The 25,896-nt window shown below is 72.9% G+C and carries 21 protein-coding genes; 11 read left to right on the top strand and 10 right to left on the bottom strand.

What is annotated here, in order from left to right; translation table 11 throughout:
* Nucleotides 1–55 precede the first annotated feature (55 nt).
* Both ACIQTO_RS09315 and ACIQTO_RS09310 read right to left on the bottom strand, forming a co-directional pair.
* On the bottom strand, nucleotides 56–721 hold the full coding sequence (locus ACIQTO_RS09315) for a DUF6230 family protein (RefSeq protein WP_402385031.1): 666 nt from the start codon (nucleotides 719–721) through the stop codon (nucleotides 56–58).
* A 707-nt stretch (nucleotides 722–1,428) separates the two neighbouring features.
* The gene (locus ACIQTO_RS09310) at nucleotides 1,429–2,424 is read right to left on the bottom strand and encodes a tetratricopeptide repeat protein (protein ID WP_402385029.1); all 996 of its coding nucleotides are present in this window, start codon (nucleotides 2,422–2,424) and stop codon (nucleotides 1,429–1,431) included.
* Between the two features lie 367 nt (nucleotides 2,425–2,791).
* On the opposite strand from ACIQTO_RS09310, the gene ACIQTO_RS09305 reads away from it, so the two are divergent.
* Complete coding sequence (locus ACIQTO_RS09305) at nucleotides 2,792–3,487, top strand: TetR/AcrR family transcriptional regulator (RefSeq protein ID WP_402385026.1); 696 nt, start codon at nucleotides 2,792–2,794, stop codon at nucleotides 3,485–3,487.
* Between the two features lie 83 nt (nucleotides 3,488–3,570).
* On the opposite strand, the gene ACIQTO_RS09300 is transcribed toward ACIQTO_RS09305, so the two are convergent.
* The 3 genes from ACIQTO_RS09300 to ACIQTO_RS09290 form a co-directional block, all read right to left on the bottom strand.
* Complete coding sequence (locus tag ACIQTO_RS09300) at nucleotides 3,571–5,256, bottom strand: methylmalonyl-CoA mutase (protein ID WP_402385024.1); 1,686 nt, start codon at nucleotides 5,254–5,256, stop codon at nucleotides 3,571–3,573.
* A gap of 267 nt (nucleotides 5,257–5,523) precedes the next feature.
* Nucleotides 5,524–5,865 (bottom strand): DUF3817 domain-containing protein, encoded by a 342-nt coding sequence (locus ACIQTO_RS09295; protein ID WP_402385021.1) that lies wholly within the window; start codon nucleotides 5,863–5,865, stop codon nucleotides 5,524–5,526.
* A gap of 100 nt (nucleotides 5,866–5,965) precedes the next feature.
* Entirely contained in the window at nucleotides 5,966–6,493 is a 528-nt protein-coding gene (locus tag ACIQTO_RS09290) for a MarR family winged helix-turn-helix transcriptional regulator (RefSeq protein WP_402385018.1), read from the bottom strand.
* A gap of 499 nt (nucleotides 6,494–6,992) precedes the next feature.
* On the opposite strand from ACIQTO_RS09290, the gene ACIQTO_RS09285 reads away from it, so the two are divergent.
* Together ACIQTO_RS09285 and ACIQTO_RS09280 are read left to right on the top strand one after the other, a co-directional pair.
* Nucleotides 6,993–8,633, top strand: a complete 1,641-nt coding sequence (locus ACIQTO_RS09285; protein WP_402385015.1) for a M4 family metallopeptidase — start codon at nucleotides 6,993–6,995, stop codon at nucleotides 8,631–8,633.
* Between the two features lie 415 nt (nucleotides 8,634–9,048).
* The gene (locus ACIQTO_RS09280) at nucleotides 9,049–10,662 is read left to right on the top strand and encodes a M4 family metallopeptidase (protein ID WP_402385013.1); all 1,614 of its coding nucleotides are present in this window, start codon (nucleotides 9,049–9,051) and stop codon (nucleotides 10,660–10,662) included.
* Nucleotides 10,663–10,770: 108 nt separating this feature from the next.
* On the opposite strand, the gene ACIQTO_RS09275 is transcribed toward ACIQTO_RS09280, so the two are convergent.
* A complete protein-coding gene (locus tag ACIQTO_RS09275) occupies nucleotides 10,771–11,103 on the bottom strand; it encodes a DUF3817 domain-containing protein (protein WP_402385010.1) in 333 nt (110 codons plus the stop codon).
* A 264-nt stretch (nucleotides 11,104–11,367) separates the two neighbouring features.
* On the opposite strand from ACIQTO_RS09275, the gene ACIQTO_RS09270 reads away from it, so the two are divergent.
* The 4 genes from ACIQTO_RS09270 to ACIQTO_RS09255 all read left to right on the top strand — a co-directional run bounded on the left by ACIQTO_RS09270 (nucleotide 11,368) and on the right by ACIQTO_RS09255 (nucleotide 14,275).
* Nucleotides 11,368–12,006, top strand: a complete 639-nt coding sequence (locus tag ACIQTO_RS09270) for an AIM24 family protein (RefSeq protein WP_380577728.1) — start codon at nucleotides 11,368–11,370, stop codon at nucleotides 12,004–12,006.
* Nucleotides 12,006–12,656, top strand: a complete 651-nt coding sequence (locus ACIQTO_RS09265) for an AIM24 family protein (RefSeq protein ID WP_402385006.1) — start codon at nucleotides 12,006–12,008, stop codon at nucleotides 12,654–12,656. Before ACIQTO_RS09270 ends, ACIQTO_RS09265 begins: the two co-directional genes overlap by 1 nt.
* 257 nt (nucleotides 12,657–12,913) lie before the next feature.
* A complete protein-coding gene (locus tag ACIQTO_RS09260; RefSeq protein WP_380577769.1) occupies nucleotides 12,914–13,720 on the top strand; it encodes an AIM24 family protein in 807 nt (268 codons plus the stop codon).
* Nucleotides 13,721–13,759: 39 nt separating this feature from the next.
* Entirely contained in the window at nucleotides 13,760–14,275 is a 516-nt protein-coding gene (locus ACIQTO_RS09255; protein ID WP_402385003.1) for a MarR family winged helix-turn-helix transcriptional regulator, read from the top strand.
* Nucleotides 14,276–14,368: 93 nt separating this feature from the next.
* On the opposite strand, the gene meaB is transcribed toward ACIQTO_RS09255, so the two are convergent.
* Nucleotides 14,369–15,325, bottom strand: a complete 957-nt coding sequence (meaB, locus tag ACIQTO_RS09250) for a methylmalonyl Co-A mutase-associated GTPase MeaB (RefSeq protein ID WP_402385001.1) — start codon at nucleotides 15,323–15,325, stop codon at nucleotides 14,369–14,371.
* A 71-nt stretch (nucleotides 15,326–15,396) separates the two neighbouring features.
* The gene (locus ACIQTO_RS09245; protein ID WP_402384998.1) at nucleotides 15,397–16,605 is read right to left on the bottom strand and encodes an acetyl-CoA C-acetyltransferase; all 1,209 of its coding nucleotides are present in this window, start codon (nucleotides 16,603–16,605) and stop codon (nucleotides 15,397–15,399) included.
* Between the two features lie 257 nt (nucleotides 16,606–16,862).
* Here ACIQTO_RS09245 and mce point away from each other — a divergent pair, with 257 nt between their 5' ends.
* From mce to ACIQTO_RS09230, 3 genes are all read left to right on the top strand, one after another.
* A complete protein-coding gene (mce, locus tag ACIQTO_RS09240; protein WP_402384995.1) occupies nucleotides 16,863–17,315 on the top strand; it encodes a methylmalonyl-CoA epimerase in 453 nt (150 codons plus the stop codon).
* Nucleotides 17,316–17,830: 515 nt separating this feature from the next.
* On the top strand, nucleotides 17,831–22,414 hold the full coding sequence (locus ACIQTO_RS09235; RefSeq protein WP_402384992.1) for a hypothetical protein: 4,584 nt from the start codon (nucleotides 17,831–17,833) through the stop codon (nucleotides 22,412–22,414).
* Between the two features lie 107 nt (nucleotides 22,415–22,521).
* Nucleotides 22,522–23,451 carry a cellulose-binding protein gene (locus ACIQTO_RS09230; RefSeq protein WP_218201876.1) on the top strand — a complete coding sequence of 310 codons (930 nt, stop codon included), beginning with the start codon at nucleotides 22,522–22,524 and terminating at the stop codon, nucleotides 23,449–23,451.
* A 221-nt stretch (nucleotides 23,452–23,672) separates the two neighbouring features.
* On the opposite strand, the gene ACIQTO_RS09225 is transcribed toward ACIQTO_RS09230, so the two are convergent.
* Both ACIQTO_RS09225 and ACIQTO_RS09220 read right to left on the bottom strand, forming a co-directional pair.
* A complete protein-coding gene (locus ACIQTO_RS09225) occupies nucleotides 23,673–23,993 on the bottom strand; it encodes a hypothetical protein (protein ID WP_380576516.1) in 321 nt (106 codons plus the stop codon).
* The gene (locus ACIQTO_RS09220) at nucleotides 23,990–24,784 is read right to left on the bottom strand and encodes an alpha/beta fold hydrolase (RefSeq protein ID WP_402384988.1); all 795 of its coding nucleotides are present in this window, start codon (nucleotides 24,782–24,784) and stop codon (nucleotides 23,990–23,992) included. The genes ACIQTO_RS09225 and ACIQTO_RS09220 overlap by 4 nt, the downstream gene beginning before the upstream one ends.
* A 92-nt stretch (nucleotides 24,785–24,876) precedes the next feature.
* On the opposite strand from ACIQTO_RS09220, the gene ACIQTO_RS09215 reads away from it, so the two are divergent.
* Nucleotides 24,877–25,896 carry an ABC transporter ATP-binding protein gene (locus ACIQTO_RS09215; protein WP_402384985.1) on the top strand — a complete coding sequence of 340 codons (1,020 nt, stop codon included), beginning with the start codon at nucleotides 24,877–24,879 and terminating at the stop codon, nucleotides 25,894–25,896.

Raw genomic sequence — 25,896 nt, 5'->3', positions numbered from 1 at the left:
GGCCCCCCGGGTACCGCGGTCGGCGGCGGGCCGGGGCCCGCCGCCGGTCAACGGCCTAGAAGCACTCGTGCCCGCCGTCGGTGTGCAGGTTGAGCTTCAGGCCCTGGAGCTTGAAGGTGCCGGCCGAGGTGGCCCAGGCGGTCTGCTGCACGTGGGACAGGTCGGCCTTGTCGGCGGCCTGGGCGAAGCCCGTCCCGCCGGAGGGCAGGCCGGTGCCGAGGCGGGACTTCCAGCCCTGGGTGGCGGTGCCCTTCAGGGTGGAGGCGTCCTGGCCGATGTTGATGTTGGTGAAGGTGGCGTCCGCGTTGAGCTGGTCGAGGTCGATCAGCAGGTTCTTGGCGCTGACCTGCTTCTCCGGGTCATCGCTCTGACCGGCCTCCAGGCGGAGGGTGATCTTCGGCAGCTTCCACGGCAGGCCGGGGATGATGTTCGGGTCGGTCACCACCGACTGGCAGAGGCCCTTGATCCGGGCCTCGTCGAACGCCGAGACGGCAACCGGGTGCGGCGTGCCGTTGGACTCGGCGTCGATCGAGCCGAACTGCGCGAAGTTCGTACCGTGCAGTTCCTCCGTGGAGACCTTGAAGTTCTGGCCGGAGACGCTGAACGAAGCCGCCAGCGCGTTGTTGGCCAGCGCGACGCCCACCGCGGCGGTGGCCGCGAGGCTGGGCACCATCACCAGGGCGAAGCGCTTCCAGCGGGTCTTGCCGTAGGTCTGGGACATGCGAGTCCTCCTTCTAGGACGTACATCTCCGGCGCCCCGGCGGTGCACCCGCACCGGTGGGGGCCTGGGATGGGAGAGAGCTACGTCCTCGGTAGCGGAGAGCGCCGTGGGCGTCGTCGGACGCGGGAGCGGCCGGCACACAGCGGCACTCCCGTCCCTTCACCGACCGCCCTTGCGGGGCGGCGGGCAGGACCGACGACATCGGCGATCACCCCCGAGCGACAACCAGCGACCGCGCGGGCCGCGCGGCCGGATCGAAGGACAGGAACCGCTGTGGGACCGCGGACACCCCCCTGCCCTCCCGCCGTCGGCCAGGGCCGACGGCTCACCCGGTGGGGATCCCTCGCTCCGCCCGCCGACCGGCTGTCGGGGGTTGGAGTCTGGGACCGGGCGTCGCCGATGCTGCTCGAATCCCGGGCGAAGCACAAGGGGTTCATTACTGACGGGTAATCCAACATCGGATGGCGGCGATCATGGAATTGGCCACCCGCGCACCCAGAGTGATGAATTGAAGGAACCGTGCGGACGAAATCCGCCGGAAACGCCAGCGAAACACCCGTGGACGGTCACATGAAGTGACCGTCCACGGGTGTTGTCAAGATTTGGTAAACCTCTGACACGATGACCGGATTGTCGCCAAATCGCCAGCGACACCGCAGGTCATCCGCCGTGCCAGAAGAGGGCCGGACGAGGGCCGGCGAAGGCCCTCAGAACAGGACGCGGGCCAGCGCGCCGCGCGCCGCCGTCACCCTCGGGTCATCGGTGCCGATGACCTCGAACAGCTCCAGCAGCCGCAGCCGGACGGTGTCCCGGTCCTCGCCGAAGGTCCGTCCGACGGTGGCCACCAGACGCCCGAAGGCGTCCTCGACATGACCGCCCACCAGATCCAGGTCGGCCGCCCGCAGCTGGGCCTCGACGTCCTTCGGGTCGGCCGCGGCCGCCGCGCGGACGGTCGACAGGTCCTGCCCCTCCACCCGGCTCAGCAGCTGCGCCTGGGCCAGGCCGAGCTTGGCCTCGGTGTTGCCCGGCTCCTCGGCCAGCACGTTCCGGTACGCCTGGACGGCGCCGCCGAGGTCCCCCCGGTCCAGCGCCTCGTGCGCGGCCGCCAGGGCCGGGTCCTCCGGCGGGTACGGGTCGGCCTCGCCCGAGGCCTCGGCCGGCGCACCGGCGCCGCCGACCACGCCGAAGCGCTGCTCGGCGACCAGGATCAGCTGGTCCAGCACCTTGCGGACGTTGGCCTCGTTCTCGGCGCCCTGGAACAGCGGCACCAGCTGGCCGGCCACGACGGCCATCACGGCCGGAACGCCCTGGATGCCGAACTGCTGGGTGAGCAGCTGGTTGGCCTCGACGTCGATCTTGGCGAGCACGATCCGGCCCGCGTACTCCTCGGCCAGCCGCTCCAGCATCGGGCTGAGCTGCTTGCAGGGCTCACACCACTCGGCCCAGAAGTCGATGACCACCGGCACTTCGGTGGAGCGCTGGACGACCTCGGTCTCGAAGGTGTCCTCGGTGACATCGATGACGAGCGGGTACGCGGACTGGACCGGGGCGACACCGGCCGCCTCGGCGGCCGCCGCCTGGCGGGCCCGCTCGACCCTGGCCTGCTCGGCCTTCTGGGCGGCCTCACCGGCTGCCTTCACTGCGGCGAGGTCGACCGCACCGCGCAGAGCGGAGCTGTTGAGACGCGAATTCCGTGGCTGCATGGCACTATCCTCCCCCGTCCGTGCTGCTGACGGGCACCAACCTCCGGAAAGTCGCACCGCGCGGGCTGCGCGGCGCCGATTCCCGGGGTGGACGACCCGTCCCCCGGTAGCCTGAACCGTTCGGCGCGGATCCCCACCCGCACCCGCGCCGCCCCCGTCCCACGGGGTCGCGGCGCCTGGTTGTCACTGCTTTCGCTACGAGTCGTAGCGTAACTGGACCGAGGGCCCCCGCCGCAACCCCCTCCGGGCGCCCCGGGACGTGAGCTGCCCCACTTTCCCGCGCACCCTGGCTGACCGGGACGGCGAACAGTCGCTACCGTTACCTGCCCCACCCATGTTACTTACCAGTACATCGCAAGGAGGTCCGGTGCCGGCCCCCCAGTCCCCCGTGACCCCGGCGCGTCCGGCGGGCCGTGCAGACCCCCCGGACGCCCGGGAGAACCCCGCCAGCACCACCACCCGGGCCAAGGGGCGGCCGCGCAGCGCGGCCGCCGACACCGCCATCCTCGACGCCACCCGCGAGGCCCTGGCCGAACTCGGCTGGGGCGGACTGACCATGGGCCACGTGGCCACCCGCGCCAAGGTCGCCAAGACCACCCTGTACCGCCGCTGGCCCTCCAAGAACGAGCTGGTGGTGGACGCCGTCGCCAGCCTCTTCGACGAGCTGGAGATGCTCGACCTCGGCAGCCTGCGGGCCGACATCGAGGCCGTGGTCGCCCAGTTCGCCGATCTGCTGGCCCGCCCGGAGACGCAGGCCGCCCTGCTCGCGCTGTTCGCCGAGGGCACCCGGGACGGGCAGCTGCGGCGGCGGATCCGGGAGGCGATCGTCGACCCGCAGAAGCGCCTGGTCCGACAGGGCCGCGCCGCCGCCCAGGCCCGCGGCGAACTCGCCCCGGACGGCGACCCGACGACGGCCGCCGAGGAGATCGACATCATCTTCGACACCATCGCCGGCACGGTCGAACACCGGGTGCTGGTCAGCGGCGAGCCGATCACCCCGGAGTGGATCCGCCGCTTCACCGATCTGCTGCTCGGGCCGTTCCCCCGGCTCACCGGCGACTGAGCGGACGCCGAGAACCGCCCCGCGCACCAGGAGCGTGCGGGGCGGTTCTCGGTGTCGTCGACCGGCCGGGCGCCGGGAGCGGCTCAGAAGGAGGCGGTCTCCCGGTAGATGCCCCACTCGTCGCGCAGCGCGTTGCAGATCTCGCCCAGGGTCGCCTCGGCCCGCACCGCGTCCAGCATCGGCGGGATCATCGACGCACCCGAGCGCGCCGCCGCCAGCATCGCGTCCAGCCCTGCTCGCACCGCCGCCTCGTCCCGCCCGGCCTTGCGCTCGGCCAGGACGCGCACCTGCTCGCGCTCGACCTCGTGGCTGACCCGCAGGATCTCCAGCTCGGGAGTGACGCTGCGCGGGTGGCAGTTGACCCCGACGACCCGCTTCTCGCCCTTCTCGACGCCCTGCTGGTACTGGAAGGCCGCCTCGGCGATCTCGCCGGTGAAGAAGCCCTCCTCGATCCCGCGCAGGATGCCGGAGGTGATCGGGCCGATCTCGTGGTCCTCGCGGCCCTTGTCCAGGATCCTGCGGAAGATCGCCTCGGCCTGCTCCTCGATCCGGTCGGTGAGCGCCTCGACGTACCAGGAGCCGCCCAGCGGGTCGGCCACGTTGGTGATGCCGGTCTCCTCCATCAGCACCTGCTGGGTGCGCAGGGCGATCTCGGCGGCCTGCTCCGAAGGCAGCGCCAGGGTCTCGTCCAGGGCGTTGGTGTGCAGCGAGTTGGTGCCGCCGAGCACCGCCGAGAGCGCCTCGACGGCGGTCCGCACCACGTTGTTGTACGGCTGCTGGGCGGTCAGCGAGACGCCGGCGGTCTGGGTGTGGAAGCGCAGCCACTGCGCCTTGTCCGTCCGGGCGCCGAAGCGGTCGCGCATCCAGCGGGCCCAGATCCGGCGCGCGGCGCGGAACTTGGCGATCTCCTCGAAGAAGTCGAGGTGCGCGTCGAAGAAGAAGGAGAGACCGGGCGCGAAGACGTCCACGTCCAGACCCCGGGAGAGGCCCAGCTCGACGTAGGCGAAGCCGTCCGCCAGCGTGTACGCCAGCTCCTGCGCGGCCGTCGCCCCGGCCTCGCGGATGTGGTACCCGGAGACCGAGAGCGGCTTGTACGCCGGGATGCCCTCGGCGCAGTAGGCCATCAGGTCGCCGATCAGGCGCAGGTGCGGCTCGGGGGCGAAGAGCCACTCCTTCTGGGCGATGTACTCCTTGAAGATGTCCGTCTGCAGCGTGCCGTTGAGCACCGCCGGGTCGACGCCCTGGCGCTCGGCGGCCACCAGGTACATGCAGAAGACCGGGACGGCCGGGCCGCTGATCGTCATCGAGGTGGTGACCTCGCCGAGCGGGATCCCCTTGAAGAGGACCTCCATGTCGGCGGCCGTGTCGATCGCCACACCGCAGTGCCCGACCTCGCCGAGCGACTTGGGGTCGTCGGAGTCGTAGCCCATCAGGGTGGGCATGTCGAAGGCGACCGAGAGGCCGCCGCCGCCCGCCTCCAGGATCATCCGGTAGCGCTCGTTGGTCTGCTCGGCGTTGCCGAAGCCGGCGAACTGGCGGATGGTCCACGTCCGCCCCCGGTAGCCGGTGGCGTGCAGGCCCCGGGTGTACGGGTACTCGCCCGGCCAGCCGATCCGTTCGAAGCCCTCGACCGGCTGCCCCGCGGGCGGGCCGTAGACCGGGTCGACCTCGTCACCGGAAAGAGTGGTGAAGTCCGCGTCCCGCTTGCGGGCGCTGTCGTACCGCTGCTGCCAGCGCTGCCGGCCGCGCTCGATCTCCTCGGCGTCCATGACCCCGAACTCCGCTCCGTACGGCCGCCACGGTACGTGGACGGCACAGCTGTTAGGACGTCCTACCAATTTACTCGGACGTCCTAGTAATTGTCGATGGAGCGCCGGTCGACCGGGGGCGAACGCGCCGGGAACCGCCGAAAAGCACCGGCCCGGGGTACGGAACGGGCCGGTCCGGGCCCGGCATACACACCCGGGCCGCCGGAAACCGAAAGGGCGCCCCTCCCCGGTGCGGGGAGGGGCGCCCTCGAAGGCTCCGCGGGTGGATCAGACGCCGGCGGCCTGCCGGGCGGCGCCACCGGCGGGGAGCTGCTCGGCGGCCTCGCGGACCACCCGGCGCTCGGCGACGAAGGAGGCGAACGGGATGCAGCCGGCGGCCAGCGTGAGGATCATCCGGCCCAGCGGCCACTTGAGCTTCTGGCCGAGCAGGAAGGTGACCACGAAGTACCCGATGTAGAGGTAGCCGTGCAGCATCGCGACGTAGGTGGTCACGTCCTCGGCCGTGTCGAAGCCGTACTTCGCGACCATGAAGCCGCAGAACACGAGCAGGGCCACACCGGTCGCGACGGCCAAAGCCCGGTACCAGCCCAGCAGGGGGTTCGCCTTCATACTCTTCATCGCCTCGCTCGCCAGAAACGGCCGGTACGCCCGGATCCGCGCACCGCTCCCACGAGGGTAGCCGCCGCTTACGGGTACGCCGCGCAGCGCCCTACTCCGCGGCCCCCGCGTCCGGCTCGGTGAAGTCACCGGCGGCGACCCGCAGCGGCCTGAGCAGTTCGAACACCTCGCGGCACTGGTCGGCGCCGTACTCCTCCAGGCCGAACTCCATCGCCATCAGCTCACGGGTGGCGTCCTCCACCACCTCGCGGCCGCGGGCGGTGATGGTCGCGAGCACGCCGCGGCCGTCCAGCGGGTTGGGCCGGCGGGCGACCAGACCGGCCCGCTCCAGGCGGTCGACGGTGTTGGTGACGCTGGTCGGGTGGACCATCAGCCGCTCGCCGACCTTGGAGAGCGAGAGCTCGCCGGTCCGGCTGAACGTGAGCAGCACCAGCGCCTCGTAGCGGGCGAAGGTCAGCCCGTACGGCTTGAGCACGGCGTCCACCCGCGCGAGCAGGATCTGGTGGGCGCGCATGATCGAGGTGATCGCCGCCATCGAGGGGACTCCGCCCCAACGGCGGGTCCAGAGCTCGTCGGCGCGGGCGATCGGATCGAAGTCGAGTGCGAGGGGCTTGGCCACGCCCCTTACCGTACCGGCGGGTGGGCCGGGTGTTACCAGGCGTCCTGATGGTGGACAAGCGCGACACGTGGCGGGATCACGCCAGCGGGGCGCCCAGGTCCGTACCAGGAGATTGCGGGGGCGTGAACCACCGCCACGTGCCGTTCGCCGGACGCCGATCGGCCGCCGAAGGGGCGTTCGGCCCGTGAGCAGGCCTCGGTTCGGGCGGTAACCCGCTGCAAGGCCGGGTGGTTCGACCGCTTTTGTCGCCCTGTTTACCTTCCGCCGGGCTGGCGAGACCTGGCCAATCGATGAACAAGACCTGTCATTTCACTTGTTGGATTGTCATGCTTTCGCCCAGCCCCGTCCGGCAGCCACCGCCCCACTCACCGGTGGCCCCGCCGCTCGACCGCACGGAGCAGCAGCACGTCAGCGCCCGTCCCGCCCCACAGGTGCCAACCCCGGCACCCCGGGACGCGGCGCGACCGCGCACCCGCGGTTTCCCCGGAAGGACCTGTACGTGAAGCGAAAGCTCGCAGCCGGCGCCGTACTCTCCGCCACCGCCCTGCTCACCGGCGTCATCCAGGTGAGCACCACCGCCGCCCAGGCCGCCCCGACTCCCGCCGCCCAGGCGCAGGCCGCGCAGCAGCGCGACGCGGCGATCGCCCTGGCGAGCGGTCAGGTCGGCCCGCTGGCGAAGGCACTGGCCCTGGGCGGCCAGGAGCAACTGGTCGCCAAGGACGCCGTGGTGGACGCCGACGGCACCCGCCACCTCCGCTTCGAGCGCACCTTCGCCGGCCTGCCCGTCCTCGGCGGCGACCTCGTGGTGCACGAGGCCGCCGACGGCGCGGTCAAGGCCGTGGACAAGGCCGTCGGCGCGTCCATCGACCTGCCGAGCCTCACCCCGTCGATCCCGGCCGACAAGGCGGCCGCGCAGGCCTCCGGCGCGGTGCGGGCCACCGTCGGCATCGCCGCCGACAAGGACGAGTCGCCGCTGAAGGAGGTCCACCAGGCGGGCGCCGCCAAGCTCGTGGTCTGGGCCGCCGACGGCAACCCGCGCCTGGCCTACCAGACGGTCGTCACCGGCCAGCGGGCCGACTCCACCCCGAGCAGCCAGCTGCTGGTCACCGACGCGGCCACCGGCGAGGTGCTCTCCACCCACGAGCAGGTGCAGACCGCGACCGGCACCGGCAAGGGCGTCTTCGTCGGCAACGTCCCGCTGACCACCACCCAGAGCGGCTCGACCTACCAGCTCAAGGACGCCACCCGCGGCAACCAGTCCACCAGCGACCTCAAGGGCCGCACCTCCGGCTCGGGCACGCTGTACACCGACGCCGACAACGCCTGGGGCACCGGTCTCGCCTCCAACACCCAGTCCGCCGCCGTGGACGCCCAGTTCGGCGCGGCGGCCACCTGGGACTTCTACAAGAACGCCTTCGGCCGCAACGGCATCAAGAACAACGGCGTCGGCGCCACCAGCCGGGTCCACTACGGCAAGAACTACGTCAACGCGTTCTGGGACGACTCCTGCTTCTGCATGACGTACGGCGACGGCTCCGGCAACACCCACCCGCTGACCGAGATCGACGTGGCCGGCCACGAGATGACGCACGGCGTCACCTCCGCCACCGCGGGCCTCAACTACTCCGGTGAGTCCGGCGGCCTCAACGAGGCCACCTCGGACATCTTCGGCACCATGGTCGAGTTCTCCGCCAACCTCGCGACCGACACGCCGGACTACCTGATCGGCGAGGAGATCGACATCAACGGCGACGGGACGCCGCTGCGCTACATGGACAAGCCCTCCAAGGACGGCGGCTCGGCCGACTCCTGGTCCTCCGGCGTGGGCAACCTGGACGTCCACTACTCGTCCGGTGTGGCCAACCACTTCTTCTACCTGCTGGCCGAGGGCAGCGGCGCCAAGACCATCAACGGCGTCAGCTACAACAGCCCGACCTCCAACGGCTCCACCGTGACGGGCATCGGCCGGGACAAGGCCGCCGCCATCTGGTACCGCGCCCTGACCGTCTACTTCACCTCCACCACCAACTACAAGGCCGCCCGCACCGCGACCCTCAAGGCCGCCGGCGACCTCTACGGCACCACCAGCACCCAGTACGCGGCGGTCGCCGCCGCCTGGAGCGGCGTCAACGTCAACTGACGTCCGCACCGCGGACGCCCGGGGCCTCACTGGGAGGGGAGGCCCCGGGCGTCCGCGCGTCCGCGGCCGGCGGCGCGCTCCGTAGCAACGCGCGCGGCGGGCGGCAAGGGCGGCCGCTGGCGGGATCCCGCCAGCGGGACAAAGCACCCGAACCGGTCACCCGACGCACCCGGACCACCCGTACCGGCGCTGGCGAGACCTGGCCAATCGCCGGCGGCGCCCTGTCCTTTCACGACCTGCATTGTCATGCTTCTGCCCAAGCCCCGTTCGACGGCCGTCGCCCCACCCACCGACCGGCCGTCAAGGACCGCACGGGAGCAGCACGTCAGCGCCCTACCGCCCCACGGCGCCAACCCCGGTGCCCCGGTATGCGGCGTGACCGCGCACACGCGGTTTCGTGGAAGGAACCCCGTACGTGAAGCGAAAGCTGACAGCCGGAGCCGTACTCTCCGCCACCGCCCTGCTCGCCGGCGCCATCCAGGTCGCCGCCGCCCCGGCGCAGGCCGCCGCGCCGTCGGTGGTGCAGCAGCACGACGCGCTGATCACCCTGGCCGGCAGCGAGGCCGCGCCGCTGGCGCGGGCGCTCGCCCTCGGCGGCCAGGAGCGGCTGGTCGCCAAGGACGCCGTCGTCGACGCCAACGGCACCCGCCACCTGCGCTACGAGCGGACGCTGGGAGGCCTGCCGGTCCTCGGCGGCGACCTGGTGGTGCACCAGAAGGCCAACGGCTCGATCACCTCGGTGGACCGGGCGTTCAGCGGGCAGCTCTCACTGCCGAGCCTCACCCCGGCGCTCTCCGCCGACAAGGCCGGCGCCCAGGCGCTCGGCGCGGTCCGGGCCACCGTGGGCATCGCCGCCGACAAGGACGAGTCGGCGATCAGCCGGGTCGACGGCGCCGGCACCGCCACCCTGGTGGTCTGGGCGGCCGACGGCAGCCCGCGCCTGGCCTACCAGACGGTCGTCACCGGCCAGCGGGCCGACGGCACGCCGAGCAGCCAGCGACTGGTCACCGACGCGGCCACCGGCGCGGTGCTCTCCACCCACGAGGAGTTCCAGACCGCGACCGGCAGCGGGAAGGGCGTCTTCGTCGGCAGCGTCCCGCTGACCACCACCCAGAGCGGCTCGACCTACCAGCTCAAGGACGCCTCCCGCGGCAACCAGTGGACCGGCAACGCCGCCAGCGGGAACGCCCTCTACACCGACGCCGACAACATCTGGGGCAACGGCCTCGCCTCCAACACCCAGTCCGCCGCCGTGGACGCCCAGTACGGCGCCGGCGCGACCTGGGACTACTACAAGAACACCTTCGGCCGCAGCGGCATCCGCAACGACGGCGTCGGCGCGAGCAGCCGGGTCCACTACGGCTCCAACTACGTCAACGCGTTCTGGAACGACTCCTGCTTCTGCATGACGTACGGCGACGGCTCCGGCAACACCCACCCGCTCACCGCGATCGACGTGGCCGGCCACGAGATGACGCACGGCGTCACCTCCGCCACCGCCGGGCTGGTCTACTCCGGCGAGTCCGGCGGCCTCAACGAGGCCACCTCGGACATCTTCGGCACCTTGGTCGAGTGGTACGCCAACCTGCCCACGGACACGCCGGACTACCTGATCGGCGAGCTGCTCAACCTCAACGGCAACGGCACCCCGCTGCGCTACATGGACAAGCCCTCCAAGGACGGCGCGTCCAAGGACTCCTGGTACTCCGGGGTCGGCAACGTGGACGTCCACTACTCCTCGGGCGTGGCCAACCACTTCTTCTACCTGCTGGCCGAGGGCAGCGGCGCCAAGACCATCAACGGCGTCAGCTACAACAGCCCGACCTCCAACGGCTCCACCGTCACCGGCATCGGCCGGGACAAGGCCGCCGCCATCTGGTACCGCGCCCTGACCGTCTACTTCACCTCCACCACCAACTACAAGGCCGCCCGCACCGCGACCCTCAAGGCCGCCGGCGACCTCTACGGCACCACCAGCACCCAGTACGCGGCGGTCGCCGCCGCCTGGAGCGCGGTGAACGTCAACTAGTCGCCACCCGGACCACACCTGGAAACGGCGACAGGCTGCCGGGGCCCACTGGGAGAGGAGGCCCCGGCAGCCTGTCGGCCTGTCCGCGGGAGGTTCGCCCGCGAGGGATCAGGCGGCGGCGGGCTCGCGCGTGGGCGCGAGCTCGCCGCGCTCCTCCTTGGCGAGGGTCCGCTCCGCGAAGAAGCCGCCGGTGGGCAGTACCGAGAGGACGAACAGCAGGGCGCCGCGCTTGACGTCCCACTTCTGCGTCTGCCAGGCCATGATCCAGAACACCACGTACAGGATGAACAGCACGCCGTGGATCGTGCCCATCACCGGCACGGCGTCGAAGCTGGTGGTGCGCTTGAGCACCGAGCAGACCAGGAGCAGGAGGAAGGAGAGGCCCTCGGGGCCGGAGACCAGACGCAGGCGGTGGACGGCGCTGCTGTTCACGATGGGCACCTCAGTCAGGAGTCGAAGATCGCTTGTGAACCGGCTCACAAGCATCCCGGCCATTATCGCCGAGCACCCGTCCGGGCCCGCGCCCGGGGTCCGGCCCGGGTGAACCCGGGGGGCAGCCCCGGTGATCCGGGCGGCCCGCCCCCGCCGGGGCAGGAGTACGGCCCCGGTACGGAACGTGTCCAGCGGGCCGGTTTTGTCGCAGACCGGTACCAGAACGACGCCGCCCCCTCCCCCGGAGCCGCCGGATCCCGCTACATTGCGGCGGTGGCACAGTTTCGACTCCAAGGATCCAAGACGCTCGCCGTCGACATGACGGGCGACGCCGTGAAAGCCCGGAACGGCTCGATGGTCGCGTACGCCGGCCAGATGAGCTTCAAGAAGCTCAGCGGCGGCGGTGACGGGCTGCGCGGCATGGTGACCCGACGCCTCACCGGTGAGCAGATGACGGTCATGGAGGTGAAGGGGCAGGGCACCTGCTACTTCGCCGACAAGGCCACCGAGATCAACCTGGTGCGGCTGAACGGCGAGACGCTCTACGTCGAGTCGGACAACCTCCTCTGCACCGAGGGCACCCTGAAGACCGGCACCACCTTCACCGGTCTCAACGGCGTCTCCTCCGGCAACGGCCTGTTCACCACCAAGGTCGAGGGGCACGGCTGGGCGGCCGTCACCTCCAAGGGGCCGGCCATCATCCTGCGGGTCTCCCAGGGCATGCCGCTGCGGGTGGACCCGGGGGCCTACGTCGCGCACACCGGCAACCTCAGCCGCAGCCTCAAGTCGGGCGCCGGCTGGTCCACCTTCATCGGCGAGGGCGGTGGCGAGGCCGTCCAGGTGGAGTTCTCCGGCGAGGGCCTGGTCTACGTCCAGCCGTCCGAGAAGATCACCGTCGGGGGCGACGTCTGATGCCGTTCACCAGGATCAACAACAAGATGATCGAGGCCCGGGTCGTCCCCGGGCAGCGGATGTTCAGCCAGCGCGGCGCGATGCTCGCGTACACCGGCGAGGTCCGGTTCACCCCCAACATCACCGGTGGGCAGGGCGGGGTCATGTCGATGATCGGCCGCCGGGTGGCCAACGAGGACACCCCGCTGATGACGGTCGAGGGCCAGGGCACCGTGCTGTTCGGCCACGGCGGCCACCACGTGCACGTGATCGAGCTGGCCGGCGACACCCTGTACGTCGAGGCGGACCGGCTGCTGGCCTTCGAGGGCTCGCTCCAGCAGTCCACCATGTTCATGGGCTCGCAGGGCGGCGTGATGGGCATGGTCCGCGGCCAGGTGACCGGGCAGGGCCTGTTCACCACCAAGCTGGAGGGCCACGGCGCGGTGGCGGTGATGGCGCACGGCGGCGTCTTCGAACTGCCGATCACCCCGCAGCAGCCGGTCCACGTCGACCCCCAGGCCTACGTCGCGCACCGCGGCCAGGTCCAGAACAAGCTGTCCACCGCGCTGGGTTGGCGCGACATGATCGGACGCGGCTCCGGCGAGGCCTTCCAGCTGGAGCTGTCCGGGAACGGCACGGTGTTCGTGCAGGCGAGCGAGGAGAAGCTCTGATGTCCTACCCGCCGCAGCCCCCCTACGGGCAGCCGCACGACCCGTACGGCCAGCAGCAGCCGTACGGCCAGCCGTCGCCGTACAACCAGCCCACCCAGCCCGGCTACCCGGCCGCCCCGCCGCCGCCCGGCTACGGCCCGCCGCCCGGACAGGGCTACCCGCAGCAGGGCTACCCACCGCCCCCGCCGCAGGGCTACCCGGCCCAGCAGCCGCCGCAGCAGTACGCCCAGGAGCAGTACGGCGGCGCCCAGGCCCCGCTGCCCAAGGCGCAGGACGGATCCGGCCCGGTGGTGCACGACGCGCACAGCCTGCCGGTCAACGACAACGTCAACCCGTACGCCTTCTCGGTGGACCTGAACGGGTCGTACTTCCTGCAGAAGGGCAAGATGATCGCCTACTACGGCGACATCTCCTTCAAGGGCGTCGGCGCCGGCGCGATCGACCGGATGCTCGGCCAGCACTTCAACTCACCCATGCACGCCGCGGACTGGGTGGTCGCCGAGGGCCGGGGCAAGCTGCTGCTGGCCGACCGCGCCTTCGACCTCAACTCCTACGACCTGGAGGAGGGGAACCTGACCGTCCGCTCGGGCAACCTGCTGGCCTACGAGCCGACGCTGCGGCTCAAGCAGTCGATCATCCCGGGGTTCCTCACCCTGATCGGCAGCGGCAAGTTCGTGGCCGCCTCCAACGGCCCGGTGCACTTCGTCGAGCCGCCGATCCGGGTGGACCCGCAGGCACTGGTCGGCTGGGCGGACTGCCCGGCGCCGTGCCACCACTACGACCACGACTACATGCACGGGGTGATCGGCGGGATCCGCCGGCTGACCGGCCTGGGCGGGGCGTCCGGCGAGGAGCACCAGTTCGAGTTCATCGGCGCCGGACAGGTGCTGCTGCAGTCGACCGAGGTGCTGATGGCCGAGCGCGCGGTCGGCCAGGTGCACGCCGAGGCGGGCGTGCCGATGGGCGGGGTGCCCTCGCAGCCCGCGGCGGGCCACGGCGGCGGCAACCTCAACGTCCCCGGGCTCGGTAACCTGGGCGACCTCGGGCGACGTTTCGGTCTGTAAACTCGTACAAGATTTAACTAAATGCGTTATGCTCGGACCATGGATACGCGCACGCTCGACGCCGCCGACGTCCCCCCCTCGCAGCCGGAGGAGGGGACTCCCTGGCTCACCGCCGGCGAGCAGCGGCTGTGGCGCGCCCATCTGGAGGTGGCCAAGCTGCTGGACTACCAGCTCAGCCGCGAACTCCAGCCGCACAACCTCGCGATCAACGACTACGAGATCCTGGTCGTGCTCTCCGAGGCGCCCGAGCGGCGGATGCGGATGACCGACCTGGCCACCGCCACCCTGCAGTCGAAGAGCCGGCTCTCGCACCAGATCACGCGGATGGAGACGGCCGGGCTGGTGCTGCGGCAGGAGTGCCCGGGAGACCGGCGCGGCCTCTACGCCCACCTCACCGATCAGGGCTGGGAGACCATGCAGAAGGTCGCCCCGGACCACGTCCGCAGCGTCCGGGCGCACTTCATCGACCGCTTCACGCCCGAGCAGCTGGACGCGATGTACGAGGCGCTGGCGCCGGTCGCCGAGCACCTGCGCGGACTGCGCGGCCGGGGCTGAGCCCCGACCCGTTCGCGGAGCCCCGGCGCTTCGGCTCGCAGCGCGCAGAGGGCCGGTCCCCGTCCAGGACGGGGACCGGCCCTCTCGCCGTGTTCAGCCCCGGGTGAGCCCGGCCACCAGCTCGTCGGCGGCGCCGTAGGGGTCGAGCTCGCCGGTCGCCACCCGCTCGGCCAGGGTGGCCAGGTGCCGGTCACCGTGCAGGTCGCCGATCCGGGCCCGCAGGGCGGACAGCGCGATCGCCTCGATCTCGTCGGCCGCCCGGCGACGGCGGCGCACGGCCAGCTCGCCGTGCTCCTCCAGCCAGGCGCGGTGCTTCTCCAGCGCCTCGACCACCTCGTCCACACCCTCGCCGCGGGCCGCCACGGTCTTCACGATCGGCGGACGCCAGTCCGCCGCCCCGCGGGCCTCGCCGAGGCCGAGCATGTGGTTCAGCTCCCGGGCGGTGGCGTCGGCGCCGTCCCGGTCGGCCTTGTTGACCACGAAGACGTCGCCGATCTCCAGGATCCCGGCCTTGGCGGCCTGGATGCCGTCGCCCATCCCGGGGGCGAGCAGCACCACGGTGGTGTCCGCCTGGGCGGCGATCTCCACCTCGGACTGGCCGACGCCGACCGTCTCGACCAGGATCACGTCGCAGCCGGCCCCGTCCAGCACCCGCAGCGCCTGCGGGGCCGACCAGGAGAGGCCGCCGAGGTGGCCGCGGGTGGCCATCGAGCGGATGAACACCTCGGGGTCGGTGGCGTGGTCCTGCATCCGGACCCGGTCGCCGAGCAGCGCGCCGCCCGAGAACGGCGAGGACGGGTCCACGGCCAGCACCCCGACCCGCTTGCCGAGCCGGCGGTAGGCGGAGACCAGGGCGGAGGTCGAGGTGGACTTGCCCACACCGGGCGAGCCGGTCAGCCCGACGGTGTAGGCCCGGCCGGTGTAGGGGGCCAGCGCCGCCATCGCCTCGCGCAGCTGCGGGGCGGCGTTCTCGACCAGCGAGATCAGCCGGGCCACCGCGCGCGGCCGGCCCGCGCGGGCCTGCTCGACCAGGGTCGCGACATCGATCATCAGGAGCTCCTAGCGCCGAAGGGCCGCGGACCGCTGGTGGCGGTCCGCAGCCCCGAAGGTATGTCGGACGATCAGGCCTTGGCGGCCGGCTCCTGCGGGACGCGGACGATCAGCGCGTCGCCCTGACCGCCGCCGCCGCAGAGCGCGGCCGCGCCGATGCCGCCGCCGCGGCGCTGGAGCTCCAGCGCCAGGTGCAGCACCACGCGGGCACCGGACATGCCGATCGGGTGGCCGAGCGCGATCGCGCCGCCGTTGACGTTCACGATGTCGGAGGAGACGCCCAGGTCCTTGGTCGACTGGTGGGCGACGGCCGCGAACGCCTCGTTGATCTCGATCAGGTCGAGGTCGCCGACCTCCAGGCCCTCCTTGGCCAGCGCGTGCTTGATCGCGTTGGACGGCTGCGACTGCAGCGAGTTGTCCGGGCCCGCGACATTGCCGTGCGCGCCGATCTCGGCGATCCAGCTCAGGCCCAGCTCCTCGGCCTTGGCCTTGCTCATCACGACCACCGCGGCGGCGCCGTCGGAGATCTGCGAGGAGGTGCCGGCGGTGATCGTGCCGTCCTTGGCGAAGGCCGGGCGCAGCTTGGCCAGGCCCTCGACGGTGGTGTCCGCCCGGATGCCCTCGTCCTGGCTGAAGACCAGCGGCTCGCCCTTGCGCTGCGGGATCTCCACCGGGGCGATCTCGGCCTCGAAGACGCCGTTCTGCTGGGCCTTGGCGGCCCGCTGGTGGGAGGCGGCGGCGATCTCGTCCTGGACCTCGCGCGGGATGCCGAGGCGGGTGTTGTGCTTCTCGGTGGACTCGCCCATCGGGATGTTCTCGTAGGCGTCGGTGAGGCCGTCGTGCGCCATCGCGTCCAGCAGCTCGATCGCGCCGTACTTGTAGCCCTCGCGGGACTTCGGCAGCAGGTGCGGGGCGTTGGTCATGGACTCCTGGCCGCCGGCCACCACGATGTCGAACTCGCCGGCCCGGATCAGCTGGTCGGCCAGCGCGATGGCGTCCAGACCGGAGAGGCAGACCTTGTTGATGGTCAGCGCCGGGACGTTCATCGGGATGCCCGCCTTGACGGCGGCCTGGCGGGCCGGGATCTGGCCGGCGCCGGCCTGCAGCACCTGACCCATGATCACGTACTGGACCTGGTCCCCCGTGACGCCGGCCCGCTCCAGGGCGGCCTTGATCGCGACGGCCCCGAGGTCGGCGCCGGAGAATCCCTTGAGCGAACCGAGCAGGCGACCCATCGGGGTCCGCGCACCGGCAACGATCACAGAGGTGGTGTTGGTCATGGGACGAGCCCCTTCGCACGTCGTGGCCAGGTGAGGATTCCGCTCAATGTACTGACCCGCTACCCGTCCGTCACCGGACCGACGGTGTGATCGAGCGCACTGGCACGATCCAGTCAACACCGTGTCAACCCGGTCCGGGTGAACCCCGCCCGTGTGAGCAGGCTCGCACCCGGATCGCTGGCGCACCCCGGCCGCATGCGCTGCACTGTTGCCGTCCCGTTGCCCGTCCCGTTGCCCGCCCAGACCCGGAGGCCACCGTGCTCACTCGTATCGACCACATCGGCATCGCCTGCCGCGACCTCGACAAGACGGTCGAGTTCTACCGCGCCACCTACGGCTTCGAGGTGTTCCACAGCGAGGTCAACGAGGAGCAGGGGGTGCGCGAGGCCATGCTCAAGATCAACGACACCGGTGACGGCGGCGCCTCGTACCTGCAGCTGCTGGAGCCCACCCGCCCCGACTCCACGGTCGCCAAGTGGCTGGAGAAGAACGGCGAGGGCGTCCACCACATCGCGTTCGGCACCGCCGACGTGGACGGCGACTCCGAGGAGATCCGCGCCAAGGGCGTCCGGGTCCTCTACGAGCAGCCCCGGATCGGCTCGATGGGCTCCCGGATCACCTTCCTGCACCCCAAGGACTGCGGCGGCGTCCTCACCGAACTGGTCACCTCCGCCGAGCCCGCCGAGCCCGCCGAGCACGACGAGCACTGACCCGTGCCCGGGTGCCGTCGGGCTCCGACGGCACCCGCCGAGGGGCCCGTCGGGGGCCCGCCACCCTCATGACCCGTCAGTAATGTCGCCCGATGCCCGGAAAACCCCTACGCGGCCATTCCCCCGCAGGACGCTCCCACTACAATGCCCAGGTGCGCGAAGACTCCGGGGGACGGGGACGACGGGCACGGCCGATGACAGGCCTGTCCGCCCACCGGCGGGTCGGCCCGTCGCAGGGGAGTCCATTACGCGGGCACGGCTGAACAGTCGCAGTGCGGATCTGTCACCATATTCTCCACAAGGCAAGAGTTCGCCCAGGAGTCCACCCGGACGGGGGAACGCGGCACGACCGCGCTCCCATGCCCAGGACTTCGACGACCGTGGCGGACGCCCCCGACCAGAAGGGGCCGTCCACCGGCTGCGGATGCAAGGACCAGTCGGACCGGGGCCCCGGACACGGGAGCCCGGGAACGGCCGGGTCGAGGACGCGACCAGGAGATGGATGGGACCGCGGAGTGCGGGGCTACGACCGCTACGAGGCTGACGATCACCTCTCCCAGTTCGAGGCCGAGATGGATCGGACTCGCAAGGAGCGGGACAAGGCCGTCGAGCATGCCGAGGACCTCGCCTACCAGGTGGAGGTGCTCCGGGCCAAGCTGCACGAGTCCCGTCGCATGCTCGCCCAGCCGCGTGCCTTCGACGCCGTCTCCGGCCAGGCCGAGCAGATGCTCCGCACCGCCGAGATGCAGGCCCAGCAGCTGCGTGCCGACGCCGAGCGGCAGCTGCGCGACTCCCAGCAGGCCACCCAGCGGCTGATGGCCGAGGCCGCCGAGCGCACCGCCCGGCTGGAGGCCGAGCTGGCCGCCCGCCGCCGCCAGCTGGAGGACGAGCTCACCGAGCTGCGGCGCAGCGCCGAGCAGCACGTCAACGAGAACGTCAACTGGGCCGAGCAGACCCGGGCCGGCACCGAGCAGGAGGCCCAGCGCCTGCTCCAGGAGGCCCGCAGCGAGGCCGACCGGATGATGGCCGCCGCCCGCGCCGAGGCCGCCGCCCTGTCCGACCAGGCCCGTGCCCAGACCGCCGCCGACGTCGACGCCGCCCGCGGCGAGGCCCAGGCGGCCGCCGAGGCCGCCATCCAGCGCGCCCACAGCGACGCCGAACGCCTGCTGCGGGCCGCCTCCGAGCAGGCCCAGCAGGCCGGCGCCCAGGCCGCCGCCGACGTCGACGCCGCCCGCGGCGAGGCCCAGCTGCAGCTGGCCACCGCGCACGCCGCCGCCGAGCAGCAGCTCGCCGCCGCCCAGGCCGAGATCGGCCGGCTCAAGGAGCACACCACCGCCGAGCAGGCCCGCGCGGAGGAGGCACTCGCCCACGCCCAGGCCGAGATCGAGCGGCTGCGCGCCGAGGCGATCGCCGAGGCCGAGCGCACCCGGCGGGAGGCCACCGAGCTGCGCGCCCAGGCCGAGGTCGCCGCCGAGCAGCTGCAGGCGGACGCCGAGGCCGCCGCCGAGCGCAAGGTCGCCGACGGCGAGGCCGCCAGCGAGCAGCGCTCGCAGACCGCCCGGGCCGAGGTCGCCCGGATGGTCGCGCACGCCACCAAGGAAGCCGCGGCCATCAAGGCCGAGGCCGCCACCAAGCAGGCCGAGGCGGAGGCCGCCAAGGCGGCCGCCGCCGAGGAGAGCGAGCGCCTGCGCGCCACCGCCGAATCGGTGGCCGGCCAGTTGCGCGCCGAGGCCGAGGCCGCCATCGCGGACCTGCGGGCGCGGGCCGAGCGCGATGTCGCCGAACTGCGCGCCCAGGCCGAGGCCGCCGCCGAGCAGCTGCGCAGCGAGGCCGAGGAGGCCGGCCGGGCGGCCGGCGCCAAGGACGCCACCGTCCACCTCGCCAAGGCCGCCAAGACGGCCGAGGAGGTGCTCGGCCGGGCCAACCAGGACGCCGAGACCGCCCGCGCCGAGGCCACCACGGAGGCCGAGCGGATCCGCACCGAGGCCGCCGCCGAGGCGGAGCGGCTGCGCGAGCAGGCGCAGGCCGCCGTCGAGCAGGCCCAGAACGCCGCCCTGGACGACGCCGCCGGCATCCGCGAGCGGGTCCGGCAGATGCAGGACGAGGCCGCCCGGCTGCGGGCCGAGGCCGAGGAACTGCGCGCCCAGGCCGCCGCCGAGGCCGACCGGGTCCGCGGCGAGGCCCGTCGCCAGGCCGTCGTCCAGATCGAGGAGTCGGCGAAGAGCGCCGAGGAGCTGCTGACCAAGGCCAAGACCGACGCGGACGAGCTCCGGGCCGGCGCGGCCGCCGAGATCGAGCGGCTGCGCGAGCAGACCAAGCAGCAGGCCGCCGAGACCCAGGGCCGCGCCGAGCAGACCCTGGAGCGGGCCCGCGCCGAGGCCGAGAAGATCGTCGTCTCCGCCGAGCAGCAGGGCCAGGACGCGCTCGCCGCGGCCAAGGCCGCCGCGGCCGAGAACCGCACCGCCGCCGAACGCGAGACCGGCGAACTGCGCCGCGAGGCAACCGAGTTCGACCAGCGGGTACGGGCCGAGGCGAGCGCCGGGGCACAGGCCGTCCGGGCCGACGCCCAGGCCGAGGCCACCGCCGTCCGGAACGCCGCGATCGCCGACGCCGAGCGGCTGCGCACCGAGGCCGACGCCGAGCTGGCCCGTACCCGGGCCGAGGCCGACGCCGCCGCCGAGGCGCTGCGCGAGGAGAGCCGGCGCGAGCGCGAGGAGGCCTCCGCCGGGCTGCTCCGCGAGCGCGAGGAGACGGCCGAGCGGTTGGCCGCCGCCCGGGCCGCCCACGAGCAGGCCGAGACGGCGGCCGCCGAACTCACCGAGCGCACCGCCACCGAGACCGCCGCACTCCGCGAGGCCGCCGAAGCACACGCCGACCGCCTGCGCACCGAAGCCGAACAGAGCGCCGCCGAACTCACCGAGCGCACCGCCACCGAGACGACCGCACTCCGCGAGGCCGCCGAAGCACACGCCGACCGCGTACGCACCGAAGCCGAACAGAGCGCCGCCGAACTCACCGAGCGCACCACCGCCGAGACCGCCCGGCTGCTGGCGGAGGCCGAGGAGGCCCTGGAGGCCGCCCTCGCCACCGCCGCGCAGCGGACGGCCGAGGCCCAGGCCGCCGCTTCGGCCCTGCGCGAGCGGGCCGAGGCCGATCTGACCCTGGCCGCCGAGCAGGCCGGGACCGTCCGGGCCGAAGCCGGCCGGGAGCTCTCCGAGGCCCGCGCCACCGCCGACGCGATCCGTGCCGAGGCGCGCGCGGTGCTGGAGCAGGCCGGCGTCGACGGCGACGAGCTGACGGCCGCCGCCAAGGCCGAGGCCGCCGAGCTGATCGCCACCGCCGAGGAGGAGGCCGCCGAGGTCCGCCAGTCGGTGGCCGGTATGCACGAGTCCGCCTCCCAGCAGATCGCGGAGCTGCGCGACACGGCCGAGCGCGAGGCCGCCGAGGTCCGCCGGGAGGCCGACCGGGCCGCCGACGCGCTGCGCGACACCGCCGAGCGGGAGACCGCCGAGCTGCGGGCGCTGGCCGACCGCGAGACCGGCGAGCTGCGCGAGCGGACCGACCGCGCCGTCGCCGAGCTGCGCGACACCGCCGAGCGGGAGACCGCCGAGCTGCGGGCGCTGGCCGACCGCGAGACCACCGACCTGCGGGCCCGCACCACGGCCGAGACGGCCGCACTGCGCGAGCAGACCGCGCTGGAGCTGACCGCCCAGCGGGAGGCCGCCGAGGCCGAGCTGGCCCACCGGCGCGCCGAGGCACAGGCCTACGACGAGCAGCTGCGCACCGAGGCCGAGGCCGAGCTGCGCGCCGCCCAGGAGGCCGCCGAGCAGCAGCGCGCCGCGGCCGACGAGCGGGCCGCCCGGACGGTGGCCGCCGGCGAGGCGCGGGCCGCCGCCACGATCGCCGAGGCCGAGGAGTTCGCCGCCGCGCTGCGGGCCGAGGCCGAGGAGTACGCGCTGGCCACCCGGAGTCTCGCGGACGACTACGACGCGGACACCCACGCCCGCGCCGACGCCTTCGACACCGAGACCCGCGAGGCCGCCGAACACTTCGACAAGGCCACCCGCGACCAGGCCAAGTCCGTCCTGGAGCGGGCCTTCGCCGACGCCGAGGCGCTCGGCGAGGACGCCCAGACCACCGCGCTGGCCACCACCGCGGCCGCCGAGGAGCAGGCGGACGCGATGGTCGCGGCCGCCCGCAAGGAGGCCGACCGGCTGGTCGCGGCCGGCGAGGCCGCCGGGCAGGCCGAGGTCGAGAAGGGCCGGGCCGACGCCGACGCCCTGCTGTCCGAGGCCCGCCGGGACGCCACCGCGATCCGCGAGCGCGCCGAGGAGCTGCGCGAGCGCATCGACGCCGAGGTGGAGGCCCTGCACGAGCGCGCCCGCAAGGAGAACGCGCAGGCCATGAAGTCGGCCGGCGAGCGGGTGGACGCGCTGGTGACGGCCGCCCAGGAGCAGCTGACCGAGGCCGAGGAGCAGGCGGTGGCCGCCGTCGCCGAGGCCGAGGACCGGGCGGCGGCACTGGTCGCGGCCGCCGAGGACCGCGCCAACGAGCTGACCTCGCAGGCGTCCGCCGAGGCCAGCAAGGTCCGGATCTCGGCCGTCCGCAAGGCCGAGGGCCTGCTCAAGGAGGCCGAGACCAAGCTCGCCGACTCGACCGACCGCGCCGAGGCCCTGATCATCAAGGCCGAGGCCAAGCTGAAGTCCGCCCAGGACGAGTCCGAGGAGCGGATCGAGACGGCGGCGGCCGAGGCGGAGAAGCGGCTGCGCACCGCCGACGAGGCCGCCGACGAGCAGATCGAGCTGGCGAAGGCGGAGGCCGAGCGGGTGCTCGCCGAGGCGCGGACCGAGGCGAAGCGGGTCACCGACGAGGGCCGGCGCGAGCTGGACGAGCTGGTGCGCCGCCGCAAGGACATCAACACCGAGATCTCCAGGGTGCAGGACGTGCTGTCCGCGCTGGAGGCGTTCGAAGCACCGTCACCGGTCGTGCAGGCAAACGGGGGAAGTACCAGTAAGAAAGACGGGGGGGCCAAGGCCGGCGCCGGAGTCGGTTCCCCCCGGTCGGGTGGCAATCGCCCCGGTGGCGCACCACCCGATTGAGCGGACATTCTCCGCGAGACAACGGCATTTCGCCGACGACACTCCGGTACCGTGTCAGGATTCCCTCAACCACCTCAGCGGTTTGACGACAGGAAGCCCAGAACCCCATGAGCGACAGTCACTCCCCTCACGGCTTCGACCTGGTGCGCCGTGGGTACGAGCGCGCCCAGGTCGACGAGCGGATCACCAAGCTGGTGGCCGACCGTGACAGTGCCTTGACCCGGATCAGCGCGCTGGAGAAGCGCATCGAGGAACTCCACCTGGAGACCCAGACCGCGCAGGCGGCGGTCACCGAGGCGGAGCCCTCCTACGCCGGTCTCGGCGCCCGGGTCGAGAAGATCCTGCGACTCGCCGAGGAGGAGGCCAAGGACCTGCGCGACGAGGCGCACCGCGCCGCCGAGCAGCACCGCGAGCTGGCCGAGGCGGCCGCCCAGCAGGTCCGCACCGAGGCCGAGAACTACGCCAAGGACCGCAAGGCCAAGGCCGAGGACGAGGGTCTGCGGATCGTCGACAAGGCCAAGAGCGACAGCGCCCAGCTGCGTGCCGAGGCCAACAAGGACGCCCAGAACAAGCGCGAGGAGGCGGACGCCCTCTTCGAGGAGACCCGCACCAAGGCCGCCCAGGCCGCGCTGGAGTTCGAGACCAACCTGGCCAAGCGCCGCGAGCAGTCCGAGCGGGACCTGGCCGCCCGTCAGGCCAAGGCCGAGAAGCGCCTGGCCGAGATCGAGCACCGGGCCGAGCAGCTGCGCCTGGAGGCCGAGAAGCTGCGTACCGACGCCGAGCGCCGCGCCCGCCAGACGGTGGAGACGGCCCAGCGCCAGTCCGAGGACATCGTGGCGGACGCCAACGCCAAGGCCGACCGGATCCGCAGCGAGTCCGAGCGCGAGCTGGCGGCGCTCACCAACCGCCGCGACAGCATCAACGCCCAGCTGACCAACGTCCGCGAGATGCTGGCGACGCTGACGGGCGCGGCCGTGGCCGCCGCCTCGCTGCCGAACGACGACACCATGGGCGTGCCCGCCCAGCAGTCGCGCTGACGCCGCGTCCGACGGGCCCCCACCCTCCGGGGTGGGGGCCCGTCGTGCTGTCCCGGCCCGGCACCCCGGCACGGCCGGCCGCCGGACCCCCACGGCCCGCCGGGGGCCCGCCGAGCCCGTTGGACCCCGCCCCGGGCCCGTGACGCCTCTGGAGGCCGCTGGGACTCCCCGCGGCGACCCGGAGCGGGAAGCCGGCCGGTCCGACCTCCCGCCCCGCGCGTTCAGCGCGGATAGGCCCCGTCCGGCCGCTGGTGGCCACAGCTCAGCTGGTTGCCGTCGTCGTCCGACACGGTGCCGAACCACGACGTGCACCAGACCGAGACCGAGTCCCGCCAGTACTGCACCTCGAAGGGGTGCCCCGACCCGTAGTCGCCGTACGAGGTGACGATGAAGGTCTCCCCCGGGCGCATCCAGTAGTCCTCGCCGAGCGGCTCCAGGGTCAGTTCGAGCAGCCCCTCACCGCGGTTGGTGACCGGCACCCGACCGGTCACCTCCAGCGCCGAGAAGTCCCAGCCGCCGGTCTCCGCCCGCTCCTCCCTCATCGCGTCACCCGCGCCAGCAGCCCGCGCACCGCCGCGTCGAACGCCTCCGGCGCCTCCAGCGCGCTCAGGTGCCCCACCCCGGGGATGACGGTCAGCTCGGCGTCGGGCCGCGCCCGCACCATCAGCTCCGCCTCCTCCAGCGGCACCAGGCCGTCCTGCGCCCCCGCCACGACCGCGGTCGGCACCCGCACCCCGGCCAGCACGTCCAGGCTCTGCGGCCGGGCCGCCATCGCCCGCTGCGCCCAGGCCACCGCCGCCGGCGGCGCGGCGGCGATCAGCGACCGCACCCGGTCGGCCAGGTGCCCGGAGTCCGGGCCGAGCTGGGCCGCCGCCGTCCCCTCGTCGAGCAGCAGCTGGACGCTGTCGCGGGCCAGCACGGCGGCGGCGATCCGCTCGCGGTTGGTCCGGGCGGCGTCGGTGTCGGCGGTGGCCCTGGTGTTGGCCAGCAGCAGCCCGGCCAGCCGCTCCGGGTGGCGACGGGCGAAGGCGAGCGCCACGTACCCGCCCATCGAGATGCCGCCGATCACCGCCCGCCCGATCCCGGCCGCGTCCAGCAGCAGGGCGACGTCGTCGGCCACCGCGTCCAGCGAGGGCTCGCCCGTGCCCAGCTCGGTGCCGCCGAAGCCGCGCTGGTCGGGTGCGAGTACCCGGGCCTCGTGACCGGTCGTCCCGGGCAGCCCGTCCAGTTGGGCGGACCACATCGAGGCGTTGAGCGGAAAGGCGTGCAACAGCACGAGGGGCATTCCGGTACCGCTCTCGCGGACCGACAATGCGGAGGGGAGCTGGGTCATGGGCCCACCGTAGTTCGGTGCGCCCGGCGGGCGCACTCAGCGGGCCGCCCTGTCCGCTTTGTCATAGCCTGACGGAGAGTGAGGGAGCGCCAATGATCGAGTTGCACGAACTGACAAAGCGTTACGGGAAGACCCTTGCCGTCGACCGGCTCAGCTTCCAGGTGCCGCAGGGCGTGGTCACCGGGTTCCTCGGCCCCAACGGCGCCGGCAAGTCCACCACCATGCGCATGATCCTGGACCTCGACCGGCCCACCGGCGGCCGCGTCACCATCGACGGCAAGAGATACGGGCAGCTCAGCGAGCCCCTGAAGTACATCGGGGCACTGCTGGAGGCCAAGGCCGTCCACCCCGGCCGCACCGCCCGCGACCACCTCCTCTGGCTCGCCCAGAGCAACCGCATCCCCACCGGCCGGGTGGACGAGGTGCTCGCCCTGGTCGGCCTCACCCCGGTCGCCCGCAAGCGCGCCCGCGGCTTCTCTCTCGGCATGGGCCAGCGGCTCGGCATCGCCTCCGCCCTGCTCGGCGACCCGGAGATCGTGATGTTCGACGAGCCGGTCAACGGGCTGGACCCGGAGGGCATCCTCTGGATCCGCAACCTGATGAAGCGCCTCGCCGCCGAGGGCCGGACCGTCTTCGTCTCCTCGCACCTGATGAGCGAGATGGCCGTCACCGCCGACCACCTGGTCGTCATCGGCCGGGGCCGGCTGCTGGCCGACCTGCCGATGGCCGAGTTCATCCGGCGCAACTCCCGCTCCGCCGTCCGGCTGCGTACCCCCCAGCCCGAGCGGCTGCTGGACGCCCTGGCCGGCGCCGGACTGCGCGGCGAACCGGGCCCGGACGGCTCCTACGAGGTGGTCGACGGCGAGCTCGCCGCGCTCGGCGACCTCGCCGCCGCCCACGGGGTGGTGCTGCACGAACTCAGCCCCCAGCAGGCCTCGCTGGAAGAGGCCTTCATGCAGATGACGGCCGACTCGGTGGAGTACCACGCCGGGAGCGCCGAGGGTCGCGACGCGGCCGGCGCCGCCGGCACCTGGGGCGCGTCCTGGCAGGGCGCCGCGGCGCAGCAGACGCCGGCCGCGCAACAGCCGGCCGGACAGCAGAAGGAGAACTGA

Source organism: Kitasatospora sp. NPDC091207 (assembly GCF_044768625.1).
GTDB lineage: Bacteria > Actinomycetota > Actinomycetes > Streptomycetales > Streptomycetaceae > Kitasatospora.
Note: the sequence above shows the minus strand (reverse complement) of the source record. Positions and strands in the feature narration are given on the sequence as shown.

Excerpts from the sequence above, each read along its gene's own strand:
- ACIQTO_RS09255 (WP_402385003.1), top strand. The coding sequence starts at position 13,760 with ATGGATACGCGCACGCTCGACGCCGCCGACGTCCCCCCCTCGCAGCCG.
- ACIQTO_RS09245 (WP_402384998.1), bottom strand. The coding sequence starts at position 16,605 with ATGACCAACACCACCTCTGTGATCGTTGCCGGTGCGCGGACCCCGATG.
- ACIQTO_RS09225 (WP_380576516.1), bottom strand. The coding sequence starts at position 23,993 with ATGAGGGAGGAGCGGGCGGAGACCGGCGGCTGGGACTTCTCGGCGCTG.
- ACIQTO_RS09265 (WP_402385006.1), top strand. The coding sequence starts at position 12,006 with ATGCCGTTCACCAGGATCAACAACAAGATGATCGAGGCCCGGGTCGTC.
- ACIQTO_RS09315 (WP_402385031.1), bottom strand. The coding sequence starts at position 721 with ATGTCCCAGACCTACGGCAAGACCCGCTGGAAGCGCTTCGCCCTGGTG.
- ACIQTO_RS09230 (WP_218201876.1), top strand. The coding sequence starts at position 22,522 with ATGAGCGACAGTCACTCCCCTCACGGCTTCGACCTGGTGCGCCGTGGG.
- ACIQTO_RS09220 (WP_402384988.1), bottom strand. The coding sequence starts at position 24,784 with ATGACCCAGCTCCCCTCCGCATTGTCGGTCCGCGAGAGCGGTACCGGA.
- ACIQTO_RS09300 (WP_402385024.1), bottom strand. The coding sequence starts at position 5,256 with ATGGACGCCGAGGAGATCGAGCGCGGCCGGCAGCGCTGGCAGCAGCGG.
- ACIQTO_RS09310 (WP_402385029.1), bottom strand. The coding sequence starts at position 2,424 with ATGCAGCCACGGAATTCGCGTCTCAACAGCTCCGCTCTGCGCGGTGCG.
- ACIQTO_RS09295 (WP_402385021.1), bottom strand. The coding sequence starts at position 5,865 with ATGAAGGCGAACCCCCTGCTGGGCTGGTACCGGGCTTTGGCCGTCGCG.
- ACIQTO_RS09215 (WP_402384985.1), top strand. The coding sequence starts at position 24,877 with ATGATCGAGTTGCACGAACTGACAAAGCGTTACGGGAAGACCCTTGCC.
- meaB (WP_402385001.1), bottom strand. The coding sequence starts at position 15,325 with ATGATCGATGTCGCGACCCTGGTCGAGCAGGCCCGCGCGGGCCGGCCG.